Below are 23361 nucleotides of genomic sequence, written 5' to 3' on the forward strand. Positions count from 1 at the left end.
CCCCCCACCCAGCCTCCCCCTGGCGAAGCCCCCCTGTTTTGTCTGTAACCCGGCTGCCAAGGGGGAGAGGCTGAACAAAAAAAACGGCGCCGAGCTTTAAACTCGGCGCCGTTTTACTGTCATCGGAAGCAGAAGCCGAGTTACCGGGTTTTACTCCTCACCCCTCACCCCTCACCCCTCACCCCTCACCCCTCACCCCTTATACCAATCTAAGTAAAAATATGATCTAGTTTAAAACTGAATACTCGAGGAAACAGAGTCACCTCCCGCGACACGCCATAAACCCATCCATGGGGGCTCGGAAAATGCCATCCCTGGCATTTCACGGTCGTGGGAGCCGATCTCTGTTGCCTCTCCTTAAGCACCGAGTTGTCTGCAGGAAGCTCCCACAGGCGACTCCGCAGCAGAGGGGCGGATGAAGGGTTCAACTCTACCGACCATCACATGACAGGACGTCATGTGCTGAGCGTCGCAGGGATGCGGTTCAGCGTGTCGGTGGAGTCGACCCTTCGTTCGACCTTTTCGGGGCAGCCAAACTGATCAGTTAGTTTTACAGATTGGTATTACGCTTTAATGGCCTGGGTCAGCTTGGCGACTACATCGTCGATAGCCAATTCTGACTTTTCGCCACCGCGGCGGGTCTTGTATTCCACCACGCCGTTGTCCAGGCTGCGCTCGCCGATGACGATGCTGTGGGGCACGCCCAGCAGTTCCATGTCGGCAAACATCACGCCGGGGCGCTCTTTGCGATCGTCGAACAGCACTTCGATACCGGCGGCGGTCAGCTCGTTATACAACTGCTCGGCCACTTCCTTCACCCGGGCAGACTTGTGCATGTTCATCGGAATGATGGCGACCTGGAACGGCGCCAGGGCCTCCGGCCAGATAATGCCGCGGTCGTCGTGGTTCTGCTCGATGGCAGCGGCCACGATGCGTGATACGCCGATGCCGTAGCAACCCATTTCCAGTACGGTGGACTTGCCTGCTTCGTTCAGCACGGTGGCGTTCATCTTGCTGGAGTAGTTGTTGCCCAGCTGGAAGATGTGGCCCACTTCGATGCCGCGCTTGATTTGCAGCACGCCCTTGCCGCAGGGGCTGGGGTCGCCTTCCTTGACGTTACGTAGATCGGCCACGTCCGGCAGGGGCAGATCCCGGCCCCAGTTGATGCCAAAGTAGTGCTTGTCTTCGATATTGGCACCGGCGCCAAAGTCGTTCATTACCGCGACGGCGCGATCAACTACCACCGGCAGCGGCATGTTCAGCGGGCCCAGCGAGCCCGGGCCGGCGCCGACGAGGGCGCGAATTTCTTCTTCGGTGGCGAAGGTCAGCGGGCTGGCCACCATCGGCAGCTTCTCGGCCTTGATTTCGTTCAGCTCGTGATCACCACGTACCATCAATGCCACCAGCGGGGCATCCTGATCGTCGGCAGCTTTCACCAGCAGGGTCTTGACGGTGCTTTCGATAGCCAGTCCGAATTGCTCGACCAGCTCGGCGATGGTCTTGGCATTGGGAGTATCGACCAGGCTCAGTTCCTGAGTGGCGGCATCGGCGCTGGCCTTGGGCGCAACGGCTTCGGCCATTTCGATGTTGGCGGCGTAATCGGACTCGGTAGAGAAGGCGATATCATCTTCACCGCTCTGGGCCAGCACGTGGAATTCGTGCGAGGCGCTGCCGCCGATGGCACCGGTGTCGGCCAGCACGGCACGGAAGTCCAGACCCATGCGTTCGAAGATTCGGCTATAAGCCTGATACATGTCGTCGTAGGTCTGCTCCAGACTCTGCAGGCTGGTGTGGAAGGAATAGGCATCCTTCATGATGAATTCGCGCGAGCGCATTACGCCGAAACGGGGGCGCACTTCATCACGGAACTTGGTCTGAACCTGATACAGATTCAGCGGCAACTGCTTGTAGGAAGAGACTTCGTTGCGCACCATGGAGGTAATCACTTCTTCATGGGTCGGGCCCAGCACAAAGCCGCGATCGTGACGGTCTTTAATACGCAGCAGCTCGGGGCCGAATTTGTCCCAACGGCCGGTTTCATGCCACAGCTCGGCGGGTTGCACCACCGGCATCAGCATTTCTACCGCACCGGCGCGGTTCATTTCTTCCCGCACTATGGCGGCGACCTTGTTCAATACCCGCAGGCCACTGGGCAGCCAGGTGTACAGGCCGGACGCCAGCCGGCGGATCATGCCCGCACGCAGCATCAGCTGGTGGCTGATCACCTCGGCATCGCTCGGGGTCTCTTTGAGGGTGGAAAGCAAGTATTGAGTGGTACGCATGCGCTTAAACCTTGTTGATTTTTAAAATCCGTTAAAGAAGGCGATTGTAGCAGGGGGGGCGGAGAGCGTGAAGCGCGGCGCTTAACATGTGAGGGGTGAGGAGCAGGCAGCGTGAGGGGTGAATAGTGAATAGTGAGGGGTGAGGGGTGAGGGGTGAGGGGTGAGGGGTGAGGGGTGAGGGGTGAGGGGTGAGGGGTGAGGGGTGAGTTTATTCCAACTTGTGCCTCATCGGTTGTTTTTTGACTTCAGATGCCTGATCAAGCCACCCAGGCGGGTAAACACCTTGTTGATATCTTCAAGAATCTGATAAATATCATCGGTAAAGTTCAGTTGAGCTGTGAGTAAAACCTGTGTTTCTAGCTCACTCAATGAGCCACGAGCAATATACAGAAAGCGTATGAAGTCAGCTGTACTGCCTCTGGCCGCACCTTCGGCGATATTACTGGGTACAGAGACCGCAGCCCGCCGCATCTGACTGATTAATCCGAAACGTTCATTATCAGGAAAATCAGCCGTTAACCGGTAAATATCAGTGACCAATTGCATGGCGCCTTGCCATACCTCCAGTTTTTGATGACAGCGCATACGAACCCCATGAAATGGCATATATCACGAAGAGTATAGCCACTTCCGATCGTTCAGATATTTGTTTTACCCCTCACCCCTCACCCCTCACATCTTTTCCTCACCCCTCACGTTCAATCTCAAGCACCCGCGTCAGTTGGCCCAGCACTTCGTAACGCACATTGTAGTGATAGAGCCGTACCCCATATTGCTGCCACTGTTCACCGTTGCGCTTGTAGGCCGGGCGCGGATCCTGCACCAGCACTTCGGTAATAAATTGCTGCAGGTCGGGAATGTCGGAGCGGGCGCAGGCCTGCTCGGCGGCGGGACTGAAATGTACTTCCATGCTGATATCCGGCGGCGCCGGCGCAAAGCCGCCGTGGGCATTTTGCACACAGTCGGCCCAGGGCAGATAGGGTTTAATGTCGACGATGGGCGTGCCGTCGACCAGATCGACGCCGCCCAGCTCCAGCCATACCTTGTTGCCTTCCTTGCACATGTCGTGCAGCTTCACCACAGAGAGCCCGAGCGGATTGGGCCTAAAGGTGGAGCGGGTGGCAAAGACGCCCACCCGCTCGTTACCGCCCAGGCGCGGCGGTCGCACAGTAGGATTCCAGCCCTTGTCCTGCGTCTGGTGAAACACGAATACCAGCCACAGGTGGCTGAACTCGGCCAGGCCGCGAAAGGCGCTGGGCTCGTTATAGGGCGGCAGCATTTCCAGCCGGGCCCGGGCACTGGTCACCAGCCCCGGCTGGCGCGGCACCGCAAACTTCTCTTTATAAGGCGAGCGAATAACACCGATGGGATCCAGATTGATGGCGGACATAATGAACTTCCAGTTACAGGCCCGGATGTATTCAGGGCCAATCATGTATTGATGGGCTTAGCTGCCTTTCTTGAAGCGGAGTCTATATGGTTGCGACGCTCCGGCGGGGAGGCGAGTCACCTCACCCCTAACACCTCGCGTCTTTTCACCCCTCACCCCTCACATCTTTTCCTCACCCCTCACGATTCACCCCTCACAATAATTACTCCCCAACCTTCAACGCCTGACCACTGCACAGCACCTGCTCCAGGCAACCGGGCATGTCATCGAAGCGAATACAGCGATCCATCAGAATACCGTTGGCACCCATGTCCGCCGCCCGGCGACGCACGCTGGCGCGGGCATCCGCTTCTTTCGGTGGCGCCTCGTCGGCTTTAATCTGGCAGGCTTCGCCTTCCACCGAGCCCAGGGTGACATAATTCACGCCTTCCAGCTCAGCCTTGCTGTACAGCCGCACGCCATCGCCCTTGTAGTAATCCTTGATACCATCCGGCGACACATTGCTGTTAAAGCCCCAGCCCGCACAACCCGATAACGTAACCGCCAGCAGAGAAACCCCGAGAAGACGCATAAGACAAGTCCTTAAGTCAGAAAAAGAAGCTGACCTTATTCTGCACAAGGCATGGCAGAAGATCGAATGAAATCGGGGTAATGCCCGGCTGCAAGGGTCGAATTCATTCGACCAGGGTGCCCCTCCTTTTACCTTCAGGCTGCCAGAATACCAGCGGGCTGCTGCATACTTCGGAACGACGCCGAACTTCTCCTCCCCCCTGGCAGCGGAGCCACAGGCATAACCGCAGATTATCCCCAGGGGGAGGCAGGGAGGGGGTGTTGCTACACACTCCGGATCAACGCCCCCATACCCATGTTATTAGAAAGGTTTTATCCCCTCGCCAAATCCAGTAGACTTGGTCGCCGTTATTTGCAAGGTGCCAGTGGTTTGCAGAATGCAATTTTTTGGCGCTTTGACAAACAGATAGAGCAGAAACACCAATGCAGACATGTGCCGTGGGGGAATGGCCAATTGAACCCCACGGGCGGTAGCGTGCCTACAGCAAAAAAACATCATAAATACAACAAGATAATCAGAAGAAGCAATATGAGCCAACGATCACTCCCGCAAGACGCGCATTTTAGTCAACCTGTGCCATCCTATTCCTACCGGGACGATGAAATCTCCCTCGTCGATATAGCCAAAACCTTGATCAAACGCCGCCGGCTGATGGCGCTGGTGTTTGTGCTCACCGTGGCTGCCGCTACTTTAGTGGCCTTTATGCTGTCGCAAAAATACGAATACACCACCATTTACACCATTGCCCAGGCCGATGCCGAGCATCCGCTGGAAAGCGCCGCCGGCCTGCAGACCAAGGTAAACAGCCTTTACATTCCTGCCGTGGTGCGCGAGTTTTTACCGCGCCACCAGCTTGAAGCCGTGCCCTTCGCTTTAAGCATTAGTAACCCCAGAGGCTCCAGTCTGATTTCCATCACCAGCCAGACAACAGAAGACGCAGAGCCCCTGGTGCAGGAGCTGCACGGTGCCATAGCCAAACGGCTGAAGGCGGAGCAAAACGCCAACATCTACCGCCGCACTGAGCTGCTGCAGCAACAAATAGATGCTGCCAGAGCGCAGATTGATCTGGTGAAAAACGCCGAACTGGCCAAAGCCGGTGAGCTGATTGCCAGCTACACCAGCACCATTAACGACCTGCAGGCCCAGGCCAACAGCTTTCAACCTGGCAGCATCTCCGCCATTGCCAACCAGAGCCTGCAACCCCAAGGCACCAGCAAAAAACTGGTGCTGGCGCTGGGCTTGGTGCTGGGCGCCATGCTGGCGGTAATGGCCGTGTTTGTGCGGGAGTTTATTAGCCAGCTGTGTGCGAGTTTGCAGGAAGAATAAAAAATCTAGGCCGTGGCTTAAGTACGGCAAAAGTTCATACGCATTGGAAACGATTGAAAATATGAAAATCCTTGTTACCGGTGGCGCCGGCTTTATCGGCACGGCCGTAATTCGCTATATTATCCAGCATACCGCTGACAGTGTGGTGAACGCAGACAAGCTCACTTACGCCGGCAATCTGGAAAGTCTGGCAGAAATCAGTGAAAGCGACTGTTACGCTTTTGAGCAGGTAGACATCTGCAACCGCACCGAACTTGGGCGCGTGTTTGCCAAGCACCAGCCGGATGCCATTATGCACCTGGCAGCAGAAAGCCATGTAGACAGATCCATCGACGGCCCCGCCGAGTTTATTCAAACCAACATAGTAGGCACCTACACCCTGCTGGAAGTGGCGCGTAATTACTGGAACCGCCTAAGCATAGAGCGTAAACAGGCATTTCGTTTTCATCACATTTCTACCGACGAAGTGTACGGTGACCTGCCGCACCCTGATGAAGACGAGAACGCGCACCAAGCGTTGTTTACTGAAAACACCGCTTACGCGCCCAGCAGCCCTTACTCCGCTAGTAAGGCCAGTTCCGATCACTTGGTGCGAGCCTGGCAACGTACCTACGGCCTGCCAACCCTGGTGACCAACTGCTCCAACAACTACGGCCCCTACCATTTTCCGGAAAAGCTCATTCCGTTGGTGATCCTCAATGCCCTAGAAGGCAAGCCGCTGCCCATTTACGGCAAAGGTGACCAGATCCGCGACTGGCTCTATGTAGAAGATCACGCACGTGCGCTCTACAAAGTAGTGACCGAAGGCAAGGTGGGCGAGACCTACAACATCGGCGGTCACAACGAAAAAACCAACCTGGAAGTTGTACAAACCATCTGCACCCTGCTGGATGAATTGGCTCCCAAGGCGGGTCATTCCGCATTTGATGCGGAATCTTCCTACAAGCAGTTGATCACTCATGTGAGTGATCGTCCCGGCCATGATCGCCGTTACGCCATAGACGCCCGTAAAATCGAACAAGAACTGGGCTGGAAGCCGGTTGAGACCTTCGAATCCGGCATTCGCAAAACCGTGCAGTGGTATCTCAATAATCAAGAGTGGTGCCAACGGGTGCAGAATGGTAGCTATCAACGTGAACGCTTGGGAGTGATGTAATGAAGGGAATTATTCTTGCCGGAGGAAGCGGCACCCGCCTTTATCCCATTACCATGGGTGTGTCCAAGCAGCTGCTGCCGGTTTACGACAAACCCATGATCTATTATCCGCTGTCTGTGCTGATGCTGGCGGGAATTCGTGAAGTGCTGATCATCACTACCCCCGAAGACAGTGACAGCTTCAAGCGGCTGCTGGGTGACGGTAGCCGCTTTGGTATTGAACTCAGCTACGCAGTGCAGCCCAGCCCGGATGGTCTGGCCCAAGCCTTTATCATTGGTGAAGAGTTTATTGGCGACAGCAATGTCTGCCTGGTACTGGGTGACAATATTTTCTACGGTCAGGGTTTCACTCCTATGCTGCGTGCTGCGGCTGCTCGGCCTGCCGGCGCCACGGTATTTGGATATCAGGTAAAAGATCCCGAACGCTTCGGGGTAGTGGAGTTTGATGAAAACAAGCGTGCCATTTCCATCGAGGAAAAACCCCTGAAGCCCAAGTCTCACTTTGCGGTAACCGGCTTGTATTTTTACGATAATAATGTGGTGCGTATTGCCAAAGACGTTCAGCCCTCGCAGCGCGGTGAGCTGGAAATAACCAGCATTAACCAGGCATATCTTGAACGTGGCGAACTGAACGTAGAGCTGCTAGGTCGTGGCTTTGCCTGGCTGGACACAGGCACTCACGAAAGCCTGCTGGAAGCCGCCCAGTTTGTGGAAACCATTGAAAAGCGCCAGGGATATAAAATTGCCTGTCTGGAAGAAATTGGTCTTAACAATGGTTGGTTGAGTAAAGAGCAATTACTTGGACAGGCCGAATATCTGAAAAAGAATGGCTATGGCCAATATCTATTGGAACTGGCCGGAGAGCATGTATGATCCCTGTTACCAAGCCTTATTTTCCCAGCCGAGAAAAACTCAATAAATATATCGACGGCATTTATGAGCGCCAGTGGCTCACCAACAACGGTGAGCTGGTGCAGGAACTTACCCGTCGGCTGGAAAGCTACCTGGGGGTGGAAAACCTGCTGCTGGTTTCTAACGGCACATTGGCACTGCAAATTGCCTATCGTGCCCTTGGCCTGTGTGAGAGCACTGAACACCGCCCGGAAGCCATCACCACGCCTTTCACCTTTATCGCCACGGCCAGCTCGCTGAAGTGGGAAGGAATAGAGCCAGTATTCGCAGACATAGACCCACACACCTGGTGCCTGGACCCAGCCAATATTGAAGCGGCCATTACACCTAACACCAAGGCGATTGTGCCCGTGCATGTGTTTGGCAACGCCTGTAATGTGAAAGCCATCCACGCCATTGCGCAAAAGCATAATCTCAAGGTGATTTACGATGCTGCTCATGCCTTTGGCGTAAAGTACAAGGGTGAGAGCCTGCTCAAGCACGGCGATGCCGCCACGCTCAGTTTTCATGCCACCAAGCTGTTCCACACCGGTGAGGGCGGAGCCATTATCTTCAAGCGCAAGGAAGATCTGGAGCGGGCCAAAAAGATGATCAATTTCGGCATGTCCGGGCCGGAATCCATTGAAGAGTTGGGTATTAACGCCAAAATGAACGAGCTGCAAGCCGCCATGGGCCTGTGCGTACTGGATGAAATAGAAGAAAACCTGGCAGCCCGTGAAAAAGTGTGGCACCGCTATGAACAAGCCCTAGCCAGCAGCCTGCAACTTCAAGCCAGGCCAGATGCGCTGGATTACAACTACGCCTACTTTCCGACCGTGTTTGAAAGTGAAGAGCAGAGCATGTGTGTGGCTGACACACTAAAAGAAAATGGTGTGCTCGCCAGACGATATTTTTATCCGTCACTGGATTCGATGGGTTTCTTGGAGAGTAAACAAGAACAACCTATTTCAAAAGATATTGCCAGCCGGATATTATGCCTGCCGATTTACTTTGGGTTGAGCACTAAAGAGGTTGACGGTATTTCAGAAAAAGTTATGGAGGGTATATAAATGAAAGCTTCATCGTTTGGTGCCTTCTTCAGGAATCCAGTTTCCTCTTCTCAAATAATTTCTTTCCTTGAGAAAAAGTATTCTTTTGAAGCAAAACTTGCCGGTTTTCTCGAAGTGTTATTAGAAGGTACTTGTGATTCGCGCAGCGGGGGCCGTAGGCAGTTAGTTTTTTCTACACAGGAACTGTTTTCTAAAAGCAAGCCATTGAGTGAGTCGTTAGTCCTGATTGACGAGATTCCGAATGAGACGGTTCAGGGATCTAATCAGTTCTGCAAGGTGCCTGACCCAAGAGCTGCGTTCATAGAAGTATTGGAATGGCTGGTTGAGTCCGAAGGTTTCGATGCCCATCGCCGTGGTTTCACTAAAGTAGCAACTATATCAAACGATGCTCAGGTGGCAAGCAGCGCAGTCATTGAGCCGGGAGTCGAAGTCGGAGCCGGTAGTATCATCTGTGCTGGTGCTGTTTTGAAAGCGGGGACTCGTATAGGCGAAAATACAGTCGTTCGGGAAAATGTGGTGATTGGCAGTGATGGTGTCACTGTCTACCGGGCCGAAGATGGTCGGCTACTTAAATTTCCACATGTGGCGGGAGTATTTATTGGTGATCATACCGAGATAGGGGCTAATGCCGTCGTTGCTGGAGGTATCTTGACGCCAACATTTATTGGCAATGAGGTTATTATTGGCAACCTGTGTAACATTGGTCACGGTGCGGTGGTGGACGATGGTGTTTGGATGTCGGTTGGTACTTTGCTGGGCGGGCACACGACGGTTAATGCCGGTGCCACCATAGCGATGGGGGTGACTATTCGCGATAACCTGGTGATTGGAGAAAAAGCTTCACTGGGCATGGGGAGTGTCGTGGTCAAAAGTGTCGATGCAAGGCATGCGATGTTCGGGAACCCCGCCAAGCGAATGGTTGGCTTGAAAACCGGTCCAAAGCGATAATTTAGGAGTCTTCATGTCTGAAATGCTGAAGTTTGTTTTTAAAGGCAGCAGAAGTTATGTCCAGGGCACTAGTCTGTTTAATGCGCTGGTGCAGTCGGCAGATCAACGAGGCCTGGCTGAAGGTAAGATCAATGTTTATTTTAAAAAGATGATTCATAACCCTCTCTGTACCTTGGAGGAACGAATACCAACTACAGAAGACTCTGTAATTGGAGAAATTACCAGCAGTAATGGTGTTACTATTACGTTATGTGTTAATGAAGCGACAGATGTTGAGATAGCAGATCGGCAAGAGTTTGATGAGAAAGAAGTTTTCAGAGGGGCAGTGTTGGGGGAAAAGAGTATTGTGCAAGAAAACCCTCATCACGGGGATCTAATTGAACTGTTGGTGTCACTCTGTAAAAAGATGCACCAGGCATGTATTGATGATACAAAAAAATGGGTGTTCTCTCGATATGATGGTTGTTTTCCCATTCCTGTCCCACATAAGGTAGAGCTTCGTATTACCAAACAGGTAGGAGCTCGCCTGACATGCAGTGATGTACTGGTTAATGACCAGAAAATTGGAGATATGTACTTCTCATGACAAACTCAGCACCCAGACGAACAGCTATGCTAGGAATCCAGTCTGTCGCCAGTTATCTTCCGAGGGGGCGGGTTGACAACTTGCTGCAAGCGGAGAAATTTGAGACAGAGCGCGAGTTTGTGGAGCAGAAAATTGGAGTCTCTACACTGCCGAGGTTTGAGGCTGAGGATTCAGTCGTCAGTGCAAGCGTGGCAGCTTTCAAGAGATTATGTGAAAAAGAAAACATTGATCCGGCCGAAATTGAATGTGTGGTTTTATGTACCCAAAATCCGGATAAAGGCGGATTACCTCATAACTCTGCGCTGATTCATGCTGAGCTAGACTTATCTGAAGACTGTGCTTGTTTCGATATTGGCTTGGGCTGTTCTGGATACGTGTATGGGTTGAGTGTTATCCAGTCTTTTATGGCAGTAAATGGTATGAAAAAAGGTCTGCTTTTCACTTGTGATCCTTACTCCCGAATTCTGAATCCAGAAGATAAAAACACCTGCTTGCTCTTCGGCGATGCGGCTTCAGTGACACTGGTCAGTGATACGCCTCGCTATACCTTGTCTAGCGCCAAGTTCTCTACCAAAGGAGCGGGTAGTGAGGCACTGAAGAAAAATAATAACCTTCTTGAAATGAATGGTAGAGCTGTTTTTAATTTTGCTTTGCAAGACGTACCTAAACAGATTAAGAAGGTGCTGGAAAGTGCAGAGTTGGAGGCAGATGATATTGAGCTTTTTCTTCTGCATCAGGGAAGTCGTTTTATGTTGGAAAACACCATCCAGAGAGCAGGAATTCCAGCTGAAAAAGCCCCTATAAAACTGTCTGAAACAGGTAATACAGTTTCTTCATCTATCCCGTTGCTGTTGGAACAAGAGATTGATAATTTGCCACAGGTGATTCTTATGTCAGGGTTTGGCGTGGGGTTGTCCTGGGGCACAGCAATTTATAAATATGTAAAATGAAAAATAAAAGGTAAAAATATGAACCGTGAAGAAGCTATAAAGATTGTTAACTCTAAACTGGAGAAAAATGTTTTAGGGCTACAGATGTCCGAAAGTAAAATGGACCAAAAATTAGTCGACCTGGGGGTTGATTCATTAGAGCTTATGTTGTTGATCATGGATGTAGCCGAAGCAGCGGAAGTGACAATCTCGGATGATCAGGCCGATGAGCTGGATACACCGAAAAAAATTGTAGACTTCATAATTTCTTGAATGACTTACTTGAGCATGGATGCTCAAGTCAGGGCAAGATTACGAAAGCCTGCGGATTTACTGGGTTTGCGAGAAATATCGCTTCCAAATTAGGACCCCAAAGGGGCAAAAGTTTTAGAATTCCTTGCGATTCACCGTTATGAGCAGTTTATGGACAGAAAAAGCTCTAAAAAGAACACTTTCAACATGATTTGGTTGTCAGGAAGTAGCTGAAAGCCCTTATTTGGCCCGGTTCTTCGTAATCTTGCCCTGATGCTCAAGTAAGTTTACTTATAAAAGCAATTTGTAGATAAAAAGCACCCGGGAAGTTATTCTTAATTATAATATTTAAAAGAATAATAGAAATTATCCATCGTTCGGTAGAGCAGATTATCTTTGACTTATCAGAGCATAAAAAGGTGGTGGTGCAATATGAGGACTTCTGTCAGCGCCCTGAACACTACTACAACGAAATTACCCGCCGCCTGGTTGAACAGGGTGGAATAAGCGAAGATAAGATCCCTGCATATACAGGTGAAGCAAGCTTCTCCAGCACCAACCGCTGGCGCTTGAAAGAATACACGCAGGCAGAAGCTGAACGGGCATATCACAAATGGGAGAGCTAACTCTCTTTTACTTTGATATAAACTGCGAGTTACAGCATTAAATGAGTTTTTTAAATAATGAAATAGGTGTTGGTGTTTTCTGAAATGTTGCCAGTGTGTTTATGAGTAGAGGAGTCTGTACCTTATTTATGCTGTCAGCCAGTCTAGTTTTGCTAAGTTTTTAAGTTTGCTATAAAAAGATATCTTGAGGTTTAGCTTTTAATTTTTCTTTTGTTTTTTAATCTGGATTTCTGTTATGAATCTGACGCACCTGCAACGGCTGGAAGCCGAAAGTATTCACATCATGCGGGAAGTGGTGGCCGAGGCCGACAACCCGGTCATGCTCTACTCCATCGGCAAGGACAGCGCGGTCATGCTGCACCTGGCGATGAAGGCCTTCTACCCCTCGGTACCGCCCTTTCCGCTGCTGCATGTGGACACCCGCTGGAAATTCCGTGAAATGTACGAGTTCCGCGATCACATGGCCAAGAAGCTGGGCATGGAGCTGCTGGTGCACGTCAACCCGGAAGCCATTGAGAAGGACATCAACCCCTTCACCCACGGCTCCGCCATTCATACCGACATCACCAAGACCGAAGGCCTCAAGCAGGCCCTCGACAAGTACGGCTTTGACGCCGCCTTTGGCGGTGCCCGCCGCGACGAGGAAAAGTCCCGCGCCAAGGAGCGTATTTTCTCCTTCCGTACCGAGCAGCACCGCTGGGATCCGAAAAACCAGCGTCCCGAGCTGTGGAAGCAGTACAACGCCCGCAAGCACAAGGGCGAGTCCATTCGCGTGTTCCCGCTGTCCAACTGGACCGAGCTCGACATCTGGCAGTACATTCACCTGGAAAACATTCCCATCGTGCCCCTGTACTACGCCGCCCAGCGTCCGGTGGTCGAGCGCGACGGTACCCTCATCATGGTGGATGACGAGCGCATGCCGCTGAAAGACGGCGAAGTGCCCATGATGAAGCACGTGCGCTTCCGTACCCTCGGCTGCTACCCGCTCACCGGCGCCGTCGAGTCCGAGGCCGATACCCTGCCCGCCATTATTCAGGAGATGCTGCTGACCAAGACCTCGGAGCGTCAGGGCCGCATGATCGACCACGACTCCGCCGCATCCATGGAAAAGAAAAAACAAGAGGGCTACTTCTGATGGCGCACCAATCCGATCTCATCGCCTCCGATATCGAGCAATACCTGCAACAACACGAGCACAAGAGCCTGCTGCGCTTCATCACCTGCGGCAGCGTGGACGACGGCAAGAGCACCCTGATCGGCCGCCTGCTGTTTGAATCCAAGATGCTGTTTGAAGATCAGCTCGCCGCCATGGAAGCCGACTCGAAAAAGTACGGCACTCAGGGTGAAGACATCGACTTCGCGCTGCTGGTCGACGGCCTGGCCGCCGAGCGCGAGCAGGGCATCACCATCGACGTGGCCTACCGTTTCTTCTCCACCGACAAGCGCAAGTTCATCGTGGCCGACACCCCCGGACACGAGCAGTACACCCGCAACATGGTGACCGGTGCTTCTACCGCCGATGCCGCCATTCTGATGGTCGACGCGCGCAAGGGCATCCTCACCCAGACCCGTCGCCACAGCTACCTGATGTCTCTGCTGGGTATTCGCCACGTGGTGGTGGCCATCAACAAGATGGACCTGGTGGATTACTCCGAAGACACCTTCAACAGCATCAAGGAAGACTACGCCCAGTTCGCTGAACAGCTGAACCTGGAGAGCATCACCTACATTCCGCTGTCCGCCTTCAAGGGCGACAACATCGTTGAGCCCAGCCCGAACATGACCTGGTACCACGGCACCACCCTGATGGGCTATCTGGAAACCGTGGAAGTGGACGACACCCGCATGCAGCGCGCGCCGTTCCGTCTGCCGGTGCAGTGGGTAAACCGCCCCAACCTGGACTTCCGCGGCTTTGCCGGCACCATCGCCAGCGGCGTGGTCAAGCCCGGCGATCGCATTCGCGTGCTGCCTTCCGGCAAGGAAAGCACCGTCGACCGCATCGTAGTGCACGGCGGCGAGCTGCCCGAAGCGGTGGCCGGTCAGTCGGTGACCCTGACCCTGAAAGATGAAATCGACATCTCCCGGGGGGATGTGATCTCCACCGCCGAGGTGCCGGTGGAAACCGCCGATCAGTTTGAATCCACCCTGGTGTGGATGCACGAAGACGCCATGCTGCCGGGCCGCCCCTATCTGCTGAAAATCGGCACCAAAACGGTCACCGCGTCTATTACCGATATTAAATATCAGGTCAACGTGAACACTCTGGAGCATGTGGCCGCCAAGAAGCTGGATTTGAACGGCATTGCAGTGTGCAACATCAGTCTGGACCGGGCCATTGCCTTTGATGACTATCAGAGCAACAAAGACACCGGCGGCTTTATTCTGATTGACCGCCTGAGCAACAATACCGTGGCCGCCGGCATGCTGAATTTCTCCCTGCGCCGCAGCCAGAACATTCACATGCAGCATGTGGATGTGAACAAGGACGCCCGCGCCCTTGCCAAAAACCAGAAGCCGGCGGTGCTGTGGTTTACCGGCCTGTCTGGTGCCGGCAAGTCCACCATTGCCAACCTGGTGGAGAAAAAGCTGCACGCTCAGGGTAACCACACCTACCTGCTGGACGGCGACAACGTGCGCCACGGCCTGAACAAGGATCTGGGCTTTACCGATGCCGACCGGGTGGAGAACATTCGCCGGGTGGCGGAAGTATCGAAGCTGATGGTCGACGCCGGCCTGCTGGTACTCACTGCCTTTATCTCACCGTTCCGCGCCGAGCGCCGCCTGGCCCGGGAAATGCTGGATGACGGTGAATTCATTGAAGTGCACGTGGATACCCCGCTCAATGTGGCGGAAGAGCGCGATGTGAAAGGGCTGTATAAAAAAGCCCGCCGCGGCGAGCTGAAGAACTTCACCGGCATCGACTCTGCCTATGAGCAGCCCGAAAACCCGGAAATTCGCCTCGACACCACCAGTCTGAGTGCCGATGAGGCCGCCGACGCGGTGATCAATTTACTGAGAGAAAAGGGGATTTTGTCGGGCTTTGTTGCTGAATGAATGCAGCTGTTGTTGCCTGTGTGCTGACCGGCCTGATTGGTACGCTGGTGTTTACCCGCATCAGGCCGCTGTATGCCTTTGGCGGTGCCGTGCTGATTTTTTACTTCGGTGGTCTGCTCAGCAAAGAGCAGCTGTTGCTGAACTTTGTGAATGAATCACTGGCCAGCCTCTTTCTGCTGTTGATCGCTTCACTGGCACTGGAGAAAACCAGTCTGGTGCATGGCCTGGCCGGCTGGCTGCTGAAGGGCAGTGAACGCACTGTGCTGCTAAAGCTGATGAGCGGGGCTGGGCTGTTGTCTTCCGTTACCAACAACACGGCCGTGGTGGCTACCCTGATGGGGCCGATAAAGCGTAACAAGGCAATAGCACCCAGCCGCTTGTTGATCCCGCTGTCTTATGCCGCCATTCTGGGCGGTGTGCTGACACTGGTGGGCACCTCAACCAACCTGATTATTGATGGCCTGGCCAGAAATGCCGGCCTGCCGGGATTTTCGTTTTTTGATTTTACTCTGGTGGGTGCTCCGGTATTTGTGGCCGGCCTGCTGGCGGTGCTGCTGTGCTACAAGCTGCTGCCTGAAAATGGTGTATCGGAGCACAGCAGCAAGGCGCATTACTTTACCGAGTTCAGACTGTGCGCCGGCGCACCCGTGGCAGGAAAAACCGTGGCCGAGGCCGGGCTAAGACAACTTGAAGACTTGTTTCTGGTTGAACTGGTGCGAAACGGAAGCCTGATCTCACCCGTAAAGCCCACCGAAATATTGCAGGCGGAAGACCGACTGGTGTTTTCCGGCAATATGGCCGAAGTGCATAAACTGCTGGCACTACCCGGCCTTGAACTTGCTCATACTCCATCCCGCTTGCTGCAGCGTAATCTGGTAGAAGTGGTGTTAAGCCCGTCTTCAACTCTGGTTAACGGCACCATTCGGGATGCGGCCTTTCGCAGCCAGTTCGACGCCGCCGTGGTGGCGGTGCGCCGGGGCAGCCAACGGCTGGCAGGAGGGTTGGGCAATCTGGCATTACGCCCGGGGGATGTATTGGTGCTGGCGGTTGGAGACGACTTTAATGCCAGGCCCAATATTGCCCGCAACTTTGTTATGGTCAGTGGTGTGGCAGATAACAAGCAGAGCAATGGATGGCGTGGTGCTTGTACAGTAGCGGGGTTCTTTTCAGCACTGTTGCTGGCTGCTGCCAATGTACTCAGCCTCTTGGACGCCATGTTGCTGCTGTTGTTGGCCTATCTTGCATTTGGCGTATTATCTGCATCGGAAATTCGCCGGCGAGCACCGGTAGAGCTTGCGCTCATCATTGGCTGTGCCCTAGGTGTCGCTCAGGCCATGCTGAACTCCGGGCTGGCAAACAGCATGGCCACATATATTGTGGCGCTGTTTGAACAATGGGGAGTATGGGGTGCTCTGGTAGGGCTGTATTTCACCACCTGGCTGCTGACTGAGCTGATTACCAATAATGCCGCCGCTGCACTGGCATTCCCCATCGGCATAGCCATAGCCGAGCAATATCAGGTAGATGCCAAACCCCTGCTGCTGGCCACTGCGTTTGCCGCCAGTGCATCATTTCTGACTCCTTACGGCTACCAGACCAACCTGATGGTATACAGCGCCGGTAATTACCGTTATATGGACTATATGCGCACCGGGTTACCACTGGCGCTGGTTTATGGGATCGTGGTGTGCGGGCTGATCCCGTGGATGTATTTTGATTGAAACAGAATACTAATGAGATCACCGCCAATCCTGGATTGCTGGAGCTGTTGAGCATTCGGGGTTGTCTGATCACCATCGATACCATGGGCTGTCAGCGAGCGATAGCTAAAAAGGTGCTCGACAAGGGTGCTGACTACATGCTTGTCGTGAAAGGTAATCAGCCCAGCCTGGAAGCCGCCTTCAACGATTACTTCCGGCTGGAAATGTTCCAGCAGGAAGACACCAACGGCTATAGCATCCAGGAAGTTGGCCATGGTCGGAAGGAAACCCGGCTGAGCTTGGTGGTGGAAGATCTTTCTATCCTGGGGGCCTATGAGTGGCCGGAGCTGAAAACCTTGGGGATTGTGGCTGCGATCCGGGAAGAGCGTAACCAACCAGTGAAAGAACTGGATATGAAAGTGCGTTACTACATCAGCTCAGCATAGCTGTCTCCCAAGGAAATGCTGGAAGCCACCCACTCGTACTGGTCAATCGAGTCTAAGTTGCACTGGCTGCTGGACGTAGGCATGCGGGAAGATGATTGCCGTATTCGCCGTGAACAGGCCGGTGAAAACATGGTAGCGATACTTCACATGGCGTTCAACACCCTGAACAGTGATACCAGCTTCAAGGCTGGCATTAAGCGTAAACAGAAACGGGCGAGTCGTAATACCGACTACCTGTCACAAGTCCTGTCAGGACTGGGGGCGTGTAATCTTGCCCTGGTCGATGTAGCAGAATTAGAAGTAGCTATTTAGGTAGAGATATATGAAAAATAAGAAAATACATAATATATTTGACGGGAAATTAACTTTTAAAGTTGGTAGTTAAAGTGTCCTCAGTAAAAAAAAATATAATATTCAATTATATCGGCCAGTTATATACAAGTCTTATCGGCATTCTCATTCTTCCCTTTTACCTTCAGCACATGGGGGCAGAGGCTTATGGATTAGTCGGTTTCTTCACGTTGATTCAGGCCTGGATGAGCTTACTGGATCTTGGGATGACTCCAACGCTGTCTAGGGAAATTGCACGGCTTAAAGGTGAGCCATCAGAAGGTGCTCGGCTAGTAACCGTGGTTAATAGCCTTGAAGTTACCTTTATTTTCATGGCGTTACTGGTCGGGGCAGGACTTTTTATGTCACGAGAATGGGTAGCTTCTGACTGGTTGACGTTTGAAGTACTTGAAGCTTCTATGGTTTCAACGGCTATTGGTATTATAGCCGTGATTGTTAGTGTCCGCTGGGTGTCATCAATAAACCGTAGTGGAATAAACGCCTACGAGATGCAGGTTTGGATGAGCCTGGTAGATGTTTTTATTAATACCCTGCGTTTCCCGGGTTCTTTGTTACTGATGATCTGGACAAAAGGCGACATCCTGATCTTTTTCTACTTTCAACTCTCTGTAGTGCTTATTGAGGTTTTTCTCATCCGTAGAAAGCTTCGGCGGTTAATGCCTTGCGGCGTATTAAATAGTGCACGGTTTTCTTGGAAGGAGCTGAAAAGAATTGCCCCGTTTGCACTAAGTATCGGCTACACTGGTGTTATCTGGGTGCTGCTTTCCCAGTTGGATAAGCTTCTGCTCTCCAAGGTGCTGACGTTAGGGGAATACGGCTATTTCACGCTTATAGCGACTATCTCATCGGGAGTAATACTACTTGCTGGCCCTGTAAGTAAAGCCATATTACCAAGAATGACTGCGTTGCTGGCTGATGGAAAGGATGAGGTCATGCTCGAGCTATACAGGGGATCAACCCGTTTTGTTATATCGGTTATTGCGCCAGTGACACTGGTGATCGCCATGCTGCCCAAGACAGTCGTGTATGTCTGGACCGGAGATATGGAGGCTGCCAAATGGACGGCACCTATCTTACCTCTGTTTGTTATTGGTAGTGGTCTGCTGACGATTATTTCCTTTCAGTATTACCTCCAATACGCCTACGGTTTACTTAAGTACCATGTGGCCTATAACACGGCGTCTATTATTATTAACATTCCCCTTATTTTTTATGCGGCCTTTGAATATGGTGCGATCGGCGTAGCGTGGATCTGGATGGGCTTCAGAATATTATCATTAGTAGCATGGGTACCTTTCATTCACCACAGATTTGCACCAGGGCTTCATTTTAAATGGCTGATACAGGATGTGTTACCTGGGGTTATCTTCGCAGCGGTAGCCGTCTGGGCTTTAACCAGTTTCAATTTTCCAGCAGCCGATAGTTCACGATTTGTTCAGTTTGCATGGCTTGTAGGAACAACCTTGATGGCCGTAAGCTTAGCGATGGGCGTATCCATGCGCGATGTTATTAGGAGGAAAGTCCTTGTTTAACAATGCTCAGCTTTATTTAGAGGGGGCTCATTTGTGTTCCTCGCCAACCGAAGATGAAATAATTTCTAACTGGAAAGGTGATATAAATAAGCCTATAGTTAGTATTTGCTGCATTACTTACAACCATAAAGATTATGTAGGTCAAGCAATTAGTAGTTTCCTAATGCAAAAAACTGAATTTCCATTTGAGGTGTTAATACATGATGATGCCTCAATTGATGGTGCAATTGATGTGATAAGGATGTATGCGGAAAAATATCCGAAGATAATTAGATTGATAGTTCAAGAGGAAAATCAATATTCTAAAGGAGTTCGACTTATAGCGCCTAGGTTTCTTTTTCCTATATCAAAAGGTAAATATATAGCATTGTGTGAAGGCGATGACTTCTGGACTGATTGCAATAAACTGCAGAAGCAATATTCTTTTTTAGAAAATAATCTGGAATATCAGATGCACACACATTTGGTAGATATTCTTGATTCAACATGTAATAAAAAAGCTAAATCTAAATATAGTAAAGTGAGATTTGGGACTCATGATTTTAAAAGTGTTCTGAAGAATCAATTTATACCTACACTAAGTATATTTTGCAGAAATGAATTTGTTGATTTTTTAGACTATTTTGATGGTCCAATTAGAAGTGGTGATAAAGCTATAGCGTTATTTAATGCTAGCAAAGGGTTGTGTTTTTTTTCAGATGAGGCTATGGGGGTTTATAGAGAGCATGATGGAGGTGTTACCAAGACAAGGCTTTGTTTTGAAAGTTATCTTCGTAATACCTATGCTCTTTATAAAGGGGTTAACTTGTTAACGGCTTGTAAATTCAAAAAGGAAGTAGATAGTAAACTGGCCGAGGATGAACTTTTAATGGCAAAGCAGGCTTTGATAAATAATAAGATGGTCAGATTTTTTGAGTTGTTATTTTCTTCATTAAAAAATAATCCTTTTGTGATATTTAATATCATCATGCATAAGTTGGGTTGATTTAATATATGGCATATTGGATCTTTGGAGTCCTATTTCTCTTTGTTATAGCTTTTTATATTTATAAAAGAGTTGCTCTTAGGAAGAAGCTTCTTCTGTACGAACATATGTTACTTAAGCTTTCTTTTGTTTATGTGTTTGTGCCGTTATATATTGAAACCAATCATTTAGGTATTTCTAGCGCCTTCAGTTATGAACTTTTGGGAACTTTTTATTTTGAGAGTTTCCTGATTTTTTTTGTTTTTTTTGTTTCTTTTATTTCTGGCTATAAGTTTACCACATCGTCATCTATTTATTTTTCTTTTTATCGTAATGCTGAAGTAAAATATTATGTCGGTTTGACTTTTATTATGTTGGTTTGTTTTTTCATATTTATTGCTATGTATGGTGGGATTCAATTTGTTTTAGAGAACAGTTCAAGAATAAGAAGTGGTTATGTAGAGAATAAAAGTTATCTCGCTTCGTTCATTAACATGTTTTCATATTATAGTCTTATTGTTTTAGCTGCTCTTTATGCTTTAATTAATATGGGCAAGGGGCGGGGTAAAAAAATATTTTTTGTTAAAGTTTGTTTTTTTATTTTATTGGTTTTTACCCTCTTCAAATTGTTTGTTGATGGTGGCAGAGGGGGGCTTATAATGTTTTTAATGTTGTTTCTTTTTTCCTATAACTTGGTGAATGATAAATTTCCAGTTAAGATTTCGATAGTTGTTTTTTTTGTTTCTATTTTTATAGGCTTGTTTGGTAAGGTTTTTTTGTTTCAAATTTTTAATGATAATGGCCTTAGTTTTTCTGAAGCTTTAGGTAAGATTAGTTTTCTTGATGGAATTGTTAAAGAGTACTCGCACCAGTATATGAGTGTGAAAGTAATTCTTGATAGTAATGCTATAGGAAGCCGTTATTTTTCCGACTTGTTATTATGGATTTTAAAACCTTTTAAACTTATTGGTATGGATGGTGTTGATTCCATCTCTTATTATAATACATATTTAATAAGAGGGGTTTGGGATAGTGAGGTGCCACCAGGGGTTATCGCTTTTTCTTTGTATCAGGGCGGGGTTTTATTTCTGTTGGTTTATGGTTTTTTTCTCGGGTTTTTAGTTAAATTTATAGACTCCACGATAACAAACACAATGTCTTATTCTAAGTCACCATTTACAATAGCTATTAGTGTTGTTTTTTTATTATATATGCCATTTTTATTTTTAAACAGTGATCCGGCTTTGTTTGTTCAATGGAGTCTTGTTTATATAATTCTTTTCTTATTTATGGTGTTTTCTGGCCGATTGAAATTTTATAAGGTTTGTTAGTATTTCTATATGGTGCGTCTGATGATATTGTTTAGATATATGGCTTTATTTTTTTATTATGGCGTTGCAAATAAATTGCCATCTGCTTCGTTTACAAAGCTTGGTGTTTCATTAAGGCGGTTTTGCTGTGGGTATATATTTAGAAGTCAAGGTTGTAATGTAAATATAGCAAAAGGTGTTCACTTCGGTCGTGGTGCTAATGTAAGCATAGGGAAAAACTCAGGACTGGGGGAGGGTACATATATTACAACACTTGGTGAGGTGATAATCGGTGATGATGTTATGATTGGTCCCCAAGTTATGATACTAACGGGAGGGCATGAATATAAAGATCCAAATGTTTTACTGAGAGAGCAAAATCAAAGTGTAAAAAGTGTTTTTATTGGTGATGATGTATGGATTGGAGCTAGAGCTGTTATATTGCCAGGAGTTTCAATTGGCAATAGAGCAATAGTAGCTGCGGGTGCTGTTGTGACTAAAGATGTTGAAAATAATATGATTGTCGCTGGTAATCCAGCAAAGATTATAGGCCGAGTCCCAATGGGATGATTATTATGCATCTGTTCACTCAGAATGGCTTGATACGAGCGTTGTTGATCCAGGGGAAGACCATGAAAAATTCTTGCGTGGCAAGGCTCTCGGATGGGTAAAAATTAGAATACTAGCTACCACTTTGTACACTGGAACGCACGTTTTTTGAAGAAAAATGTCGATTTTCAAGGATCGCTTTGACGATCCGATCTCCCTGTGATCATATGCTGTCTTTTCAACAGCAGATCATCGCCATGAATGAACTCAGCCTTTTGGACCACCTTTCCATCATCAGAGACCCACGTCAGCAGTGGAAAATCGAGCACAAGCTCGCGGATATCCTGTTTCTGACTGTCGCGGCGGTTATCGGCGGCGCAGAAGGTTGGGAAGACATCGAGGATTTCGGGCATGATCATCTCGACTGGCTGCGCCAGTATGGTGATTTTGAGAACGGTGTGCCGGTGCATGACACCATTGCCCGAGTGATGGGCATGCTGTCGGCCAAGCAGTTGCAGAAGAGCTTTGCGTCCTGGATGCAGGCTTGCTACGACGTGACCGAGGGCGAAGTGATTGCCATCGATGGCAAAACCCTGCGGCGCAGCTATGACAAGGGCAAACGTAAAGGGGCCATTCACATGGTGTCTGCCTTCAGTGCAGCCAATCAGGTGGTGCTGGGGCAGGTGAAAACCAGTGAGAAGTCCAATGAGATCACCGCGATTCCTGAGTTACTGGGGCTGCTGAGCATTCGTGGCTGCCTGGTCACCATCGATGCCATGGGCTGTCAGCGTGCGATAGCCAAAAAGATCCTCGACAAGGGGGCTGACTACCTGCTGGCCGTGAAAGGTAATCAACCCAGCTTGGAAGCTGCCTTCAACGATTACTTCCGTATGGACATGTTCCAGCAGGAAGACGCCAACGGTTACAGCATTCAGGAAGTCGGCCATGGTCGGAAGGAAACCCGGCTGAGCCTGGTGGTGGAAGATTTGTCCATCCTGGGTGATCTCGAATATGAGTGGCCAGCACTGAAAACGCTGGGAATAGTAGGGACAATCCGGGAAGAGCGTGGCCAGCCGTTGAAAGAGCTGGATATTACGGTGCGCTACTACATTAGCTCGGCGCAGCTGTCGCCGAAGGAAATGCTGGAGGCTACTCGCTCACACTGGTCAATCGAGTCGCAGTTGCACTGGCGGCTGGACGTGGGCATGCGGGAAGATGACTGCCGCATTCGCCGAGAGCAGGCAGGTGAAAACATGGCAGCCATTCGTCACATGGCATTCAACGCCCTGAACAGTGATACCAGCTTCAAGGCTGGCATCAAACGCAAACAGAAGCGGGCCAGTCGCAATACCGATTACCTGTCGCAAGTCCTGTCAGGGCTGGGGCTTTCGTAATCTTGCCCTGCTAGGGAGTGTGGTGTTTTGAACTC

At 50.1% G+C, this 23361-nt stretch carries 20 protein-coding genes and 2 pseudogenes; 18 read left to right on the top strand and 4 right to left on the bottom strand.

The features are described 5' to 3' along the window. Positions 1-563: 563 nt before the first annotated feature. The 4 genes from Q0753_RS05300 to rcsF all read right to left on the bottom strand — a co-directional run bounded on the left by Q0753_RS05300 (position 564) and on the right by rcsF (position 4243). Positions 564-2282: a proline--tRNA ligase gene (locus tag Q0753_RS05300; protein ID WP_298718223.1), complete on the bottom strand. Its 1719-nt coding sequence runs from the start codon at positions 2280-2282 to the stop codon at positions 564-566. A 225-nt stretch (positions 2283-2507) separates the two neighbouring features. Further along, entirely contained in the window at positions 2508-2867 is a 360-nt protein-coding gene (locus Q0753_RS05305; RefSeq protein WP_298718224.1) for a four helix bundle protein, read from the bottom strand. A 100-nt stretch (positions 2868-2967) separates the two neighbouring features. Continuing rightward, complete coding sequence (gene tsaA, locus Q0753_RS05310) at positions 2968-3672, bottom strand: tRNA (N6-threonylcarbamoyladenosine(37)-N6)-methyltransferase TrmO (RefSeq protein ID WP_298718225.1); 705 nt, start codon at positions 3670-3672, stop codon at positions 2968-2970. Positions 3673-3874: 202 nt separating this feature from the next. Continuing rightward, positions 3875-4243, bottom strand: a complete 369-nt coding sequence (gene rcsF / locus Q0753_RS05315; RefSeq protein WP_298718226.1) for an Rcs stress response system protein RcsF — start codon at positions 4241-4243, stop codon at positions 3875-3877. 528 nt (positions 4244-4771) lie between these two features. Here rcsF and Q0753_RS05320 point away from each other — a divergent pair. From Q0753_RS05320 to Q0753_RS05405, 18 genes and pseudogenes are all read left to right on the top strand, one after another. Continuing rightward, entirely contained in the window at positions 4772-5569 is a 798-nt protein-coding gene (locus Q0753_RS05320) for a Wzz/FepE/Etk N-terminal domain-containing protein (RefSeq protein WP_298718228.1), read from the top strand. 61 nt (positions 5570-5630) lie between these two features. Beyond that, positions 5631-6725: a dTDP-glucose 4,6-dehydratase gene (gene rfbB, locus Q0753_RS05325; RefSeq protein ID WP_298718230.1), complete on the top strand. Its 1095-nt coding sequence runs from the start codon at positions 5631-5633 to the stop codon at positions 6723-6725. After that, the gene (rfbA, locus tag Q0753_RS05330; RefSeq protein WP_298718232.1) at positions 6725-7597 is read left to right on the top strand and encodes a glucose-1-phosphate thymidylyltransferase RfbA; all 873 of its coding nucleotides are present in this window, start codon (positions 6725-6727) and stop codon (positions 7595-7597) included. The genes rfbB and rfbA overlap by 1 nt, the downstream gene beginning before the upstream one ends. After that, positions 7594-8685, top strand: coding sequence for a DegT/DnrJ/EryC1/StrS aminotransferase family protein (locus tag Q0753_RS05335; protein WP_298718234.1), 1092 nt, complete (start codon positions 7594-7596; stop codon positions 8683-8685). Before rfbA ends, Q0753_RS05335 begins: the two co-directional genes overlap by 4 nt. After that, on the top strand, positions 8686-9633 hold the full coding sequence (locus Q0753_RS05340) for a hypothetical protein (protein WP_298718236.1): 948 nt from the start codon (positions 8686-8688) through the stop codon (positions 9631-9633). Between the two features lie 13 nt (positions 9634-9646). Beyond that, positions 9647-10219 carry a hypothetical protein gene (locus Q0753_RS05345; protein WP_298718237.1) on the top strand — a complete coding sequence of 191 codons (573 nt, stop codon included), beginning with the start codon at positions 9647-9649 and terminating at the stop codon, positions 10217-10219. Between the two features lie 80 nt (positions 10220-10299). Beyond that, positions 10300-11169 carry a ketoacyl-ACP synthase III gene (locus Q0753_RS05350; protein WP_298718239.1) on the top strand — a complete coding sequence of 290 codons (870 nt, stop codon included), beginning with the start codon at positions 10300-10302 and terminating at the stop codon, positions 11167-11169. An 18-nt stretch (positions 11170-11187) separates the two neighbouring features. Further along, complete coding sequence (locus tag Q0753_RS05355) at positions 11188-11421, top strand: phosphopantetheine-binding protein (protein WP_298718241.1); 234 nt, start codon at positions 11188-11190, stop codon at positions 11419-11421. A 404-nt stretch (positions 11422-11825) separates the two neighbouring features. After that, entirely contained in the window at positions 11826-12026 is a 201-nt protein-coding gene (locus Q0753_RS05360; RefSeq protein ID WP_298718243.1) for a hypothetical protein, read from the top strand. Positions 12027-12261: 235 nt separating this feature from the next. Beyond that, a complete protein-coding gene (gene cysD, locus Q0753_RS05365; RefSeq protein WP_298718245.1) occupies positions 12262-13161 on the top strand; it encodes a sulfate adenylyltransferase subunit CysD in 900 nt (299 codons plus the stop codon). Beyond that, positions 13161-15080, top strand: a complete 1920-nt coding sequence (gene cysN / locus Q0753_RS05370) for a sulfate adenylyltransferase subunit CysN (RefSeq protein ID WP_298718248.1) — start codon at positions 13161-13163, stop codon at positions 15078-15080. Before cysD ends, cysN begins: the two co-directional genes overlap by 1 nt. After that, positions 15077-16615 (top strand): annotated as a pseudogene (locus tag Q0753_RS05375) (SLC13 family permease); the annotation flags it as partial. The gene cysN and the pseudogene Q0753_RS05375, both read left to right, overlap by 4 nt. A 158-nt stretch (positions 16616-16773) precedes the next feature. Further along, a pseudogene (locus Q0753_RS05380) lies at positions 16774-17538 on the top strand (ISAs1 family transposase); the annotation flags it as partial. Positions 17539-17612: 74 nt separating this feature from the next. Next, the gene (locus Q0753_RS05385) at positions 17613-19109 is read left to right on the top strand and encodes a hypothetical protein (protein ID WP_298718250.1); all 1497 of its coding nucleotides are present in this window, start codon (positions 17613-17615) and stop codon (positions 19107-19109) included. Further along, positions 19102-20094 (top strand): glycosyltransferase, encoded by a 993-nt coding sequence (locus Q0753_RS05390; protein WP_298718252.1) that lies wholly within the window; start codon positions 19102-19104, stop codon positions 20092-20094. Before Q0753_RS05385 ends, Q0753_RS05390 begins: the two co-directional genes overlap by 8 nt. A gap of 107 nt (positions 20095-20201) precedes the next feature. After that, entirely contained in the window at positions 20202-21404 is a 1203-nt protein-coding gene (locus tag Q0753_RS05395) for an O-antigen polymerase (RefSeq protein WP_298718254.1), read from the top strand. Positions 21405-21425: 21 nt separating this feature from the next. Then, positions 21426-21953 (top strand): DapH/DapD/GlmU-related protein, encoded by a 528-nt coding sequence (locus Q0753_RS05400; protein WP_298718256.1) that lies wholly within the window; start codon positions 21426-21428, stop codon positions 21951-21953. Between the two features lie 236 nt (positions 21954-22189). Then, complete coding sequence (locus Q0753_RS05405; protein ID WP_298718394.1) at positions 22190-23326, top strand: ISAs1 family transposase; 1137 nt, start codon at positions 22190-22192, stop codon at positions 23324-23326. Positions 23327-23361 lie beyond the last annotated feature (35 nt).

Origin of the sequence: uncultured Oceanisphaera sp. (assembly GCF_947495715.1) — a bacterium.
In the GTDB taxonomy this organism is placed as follows: domain Bacteria; phylum Pseudomonadota; class Gammaproteobacteria; order Enterobacterales; family Aeromonadaceae; genus Oceanimonas; species Oceanimonas sediminis.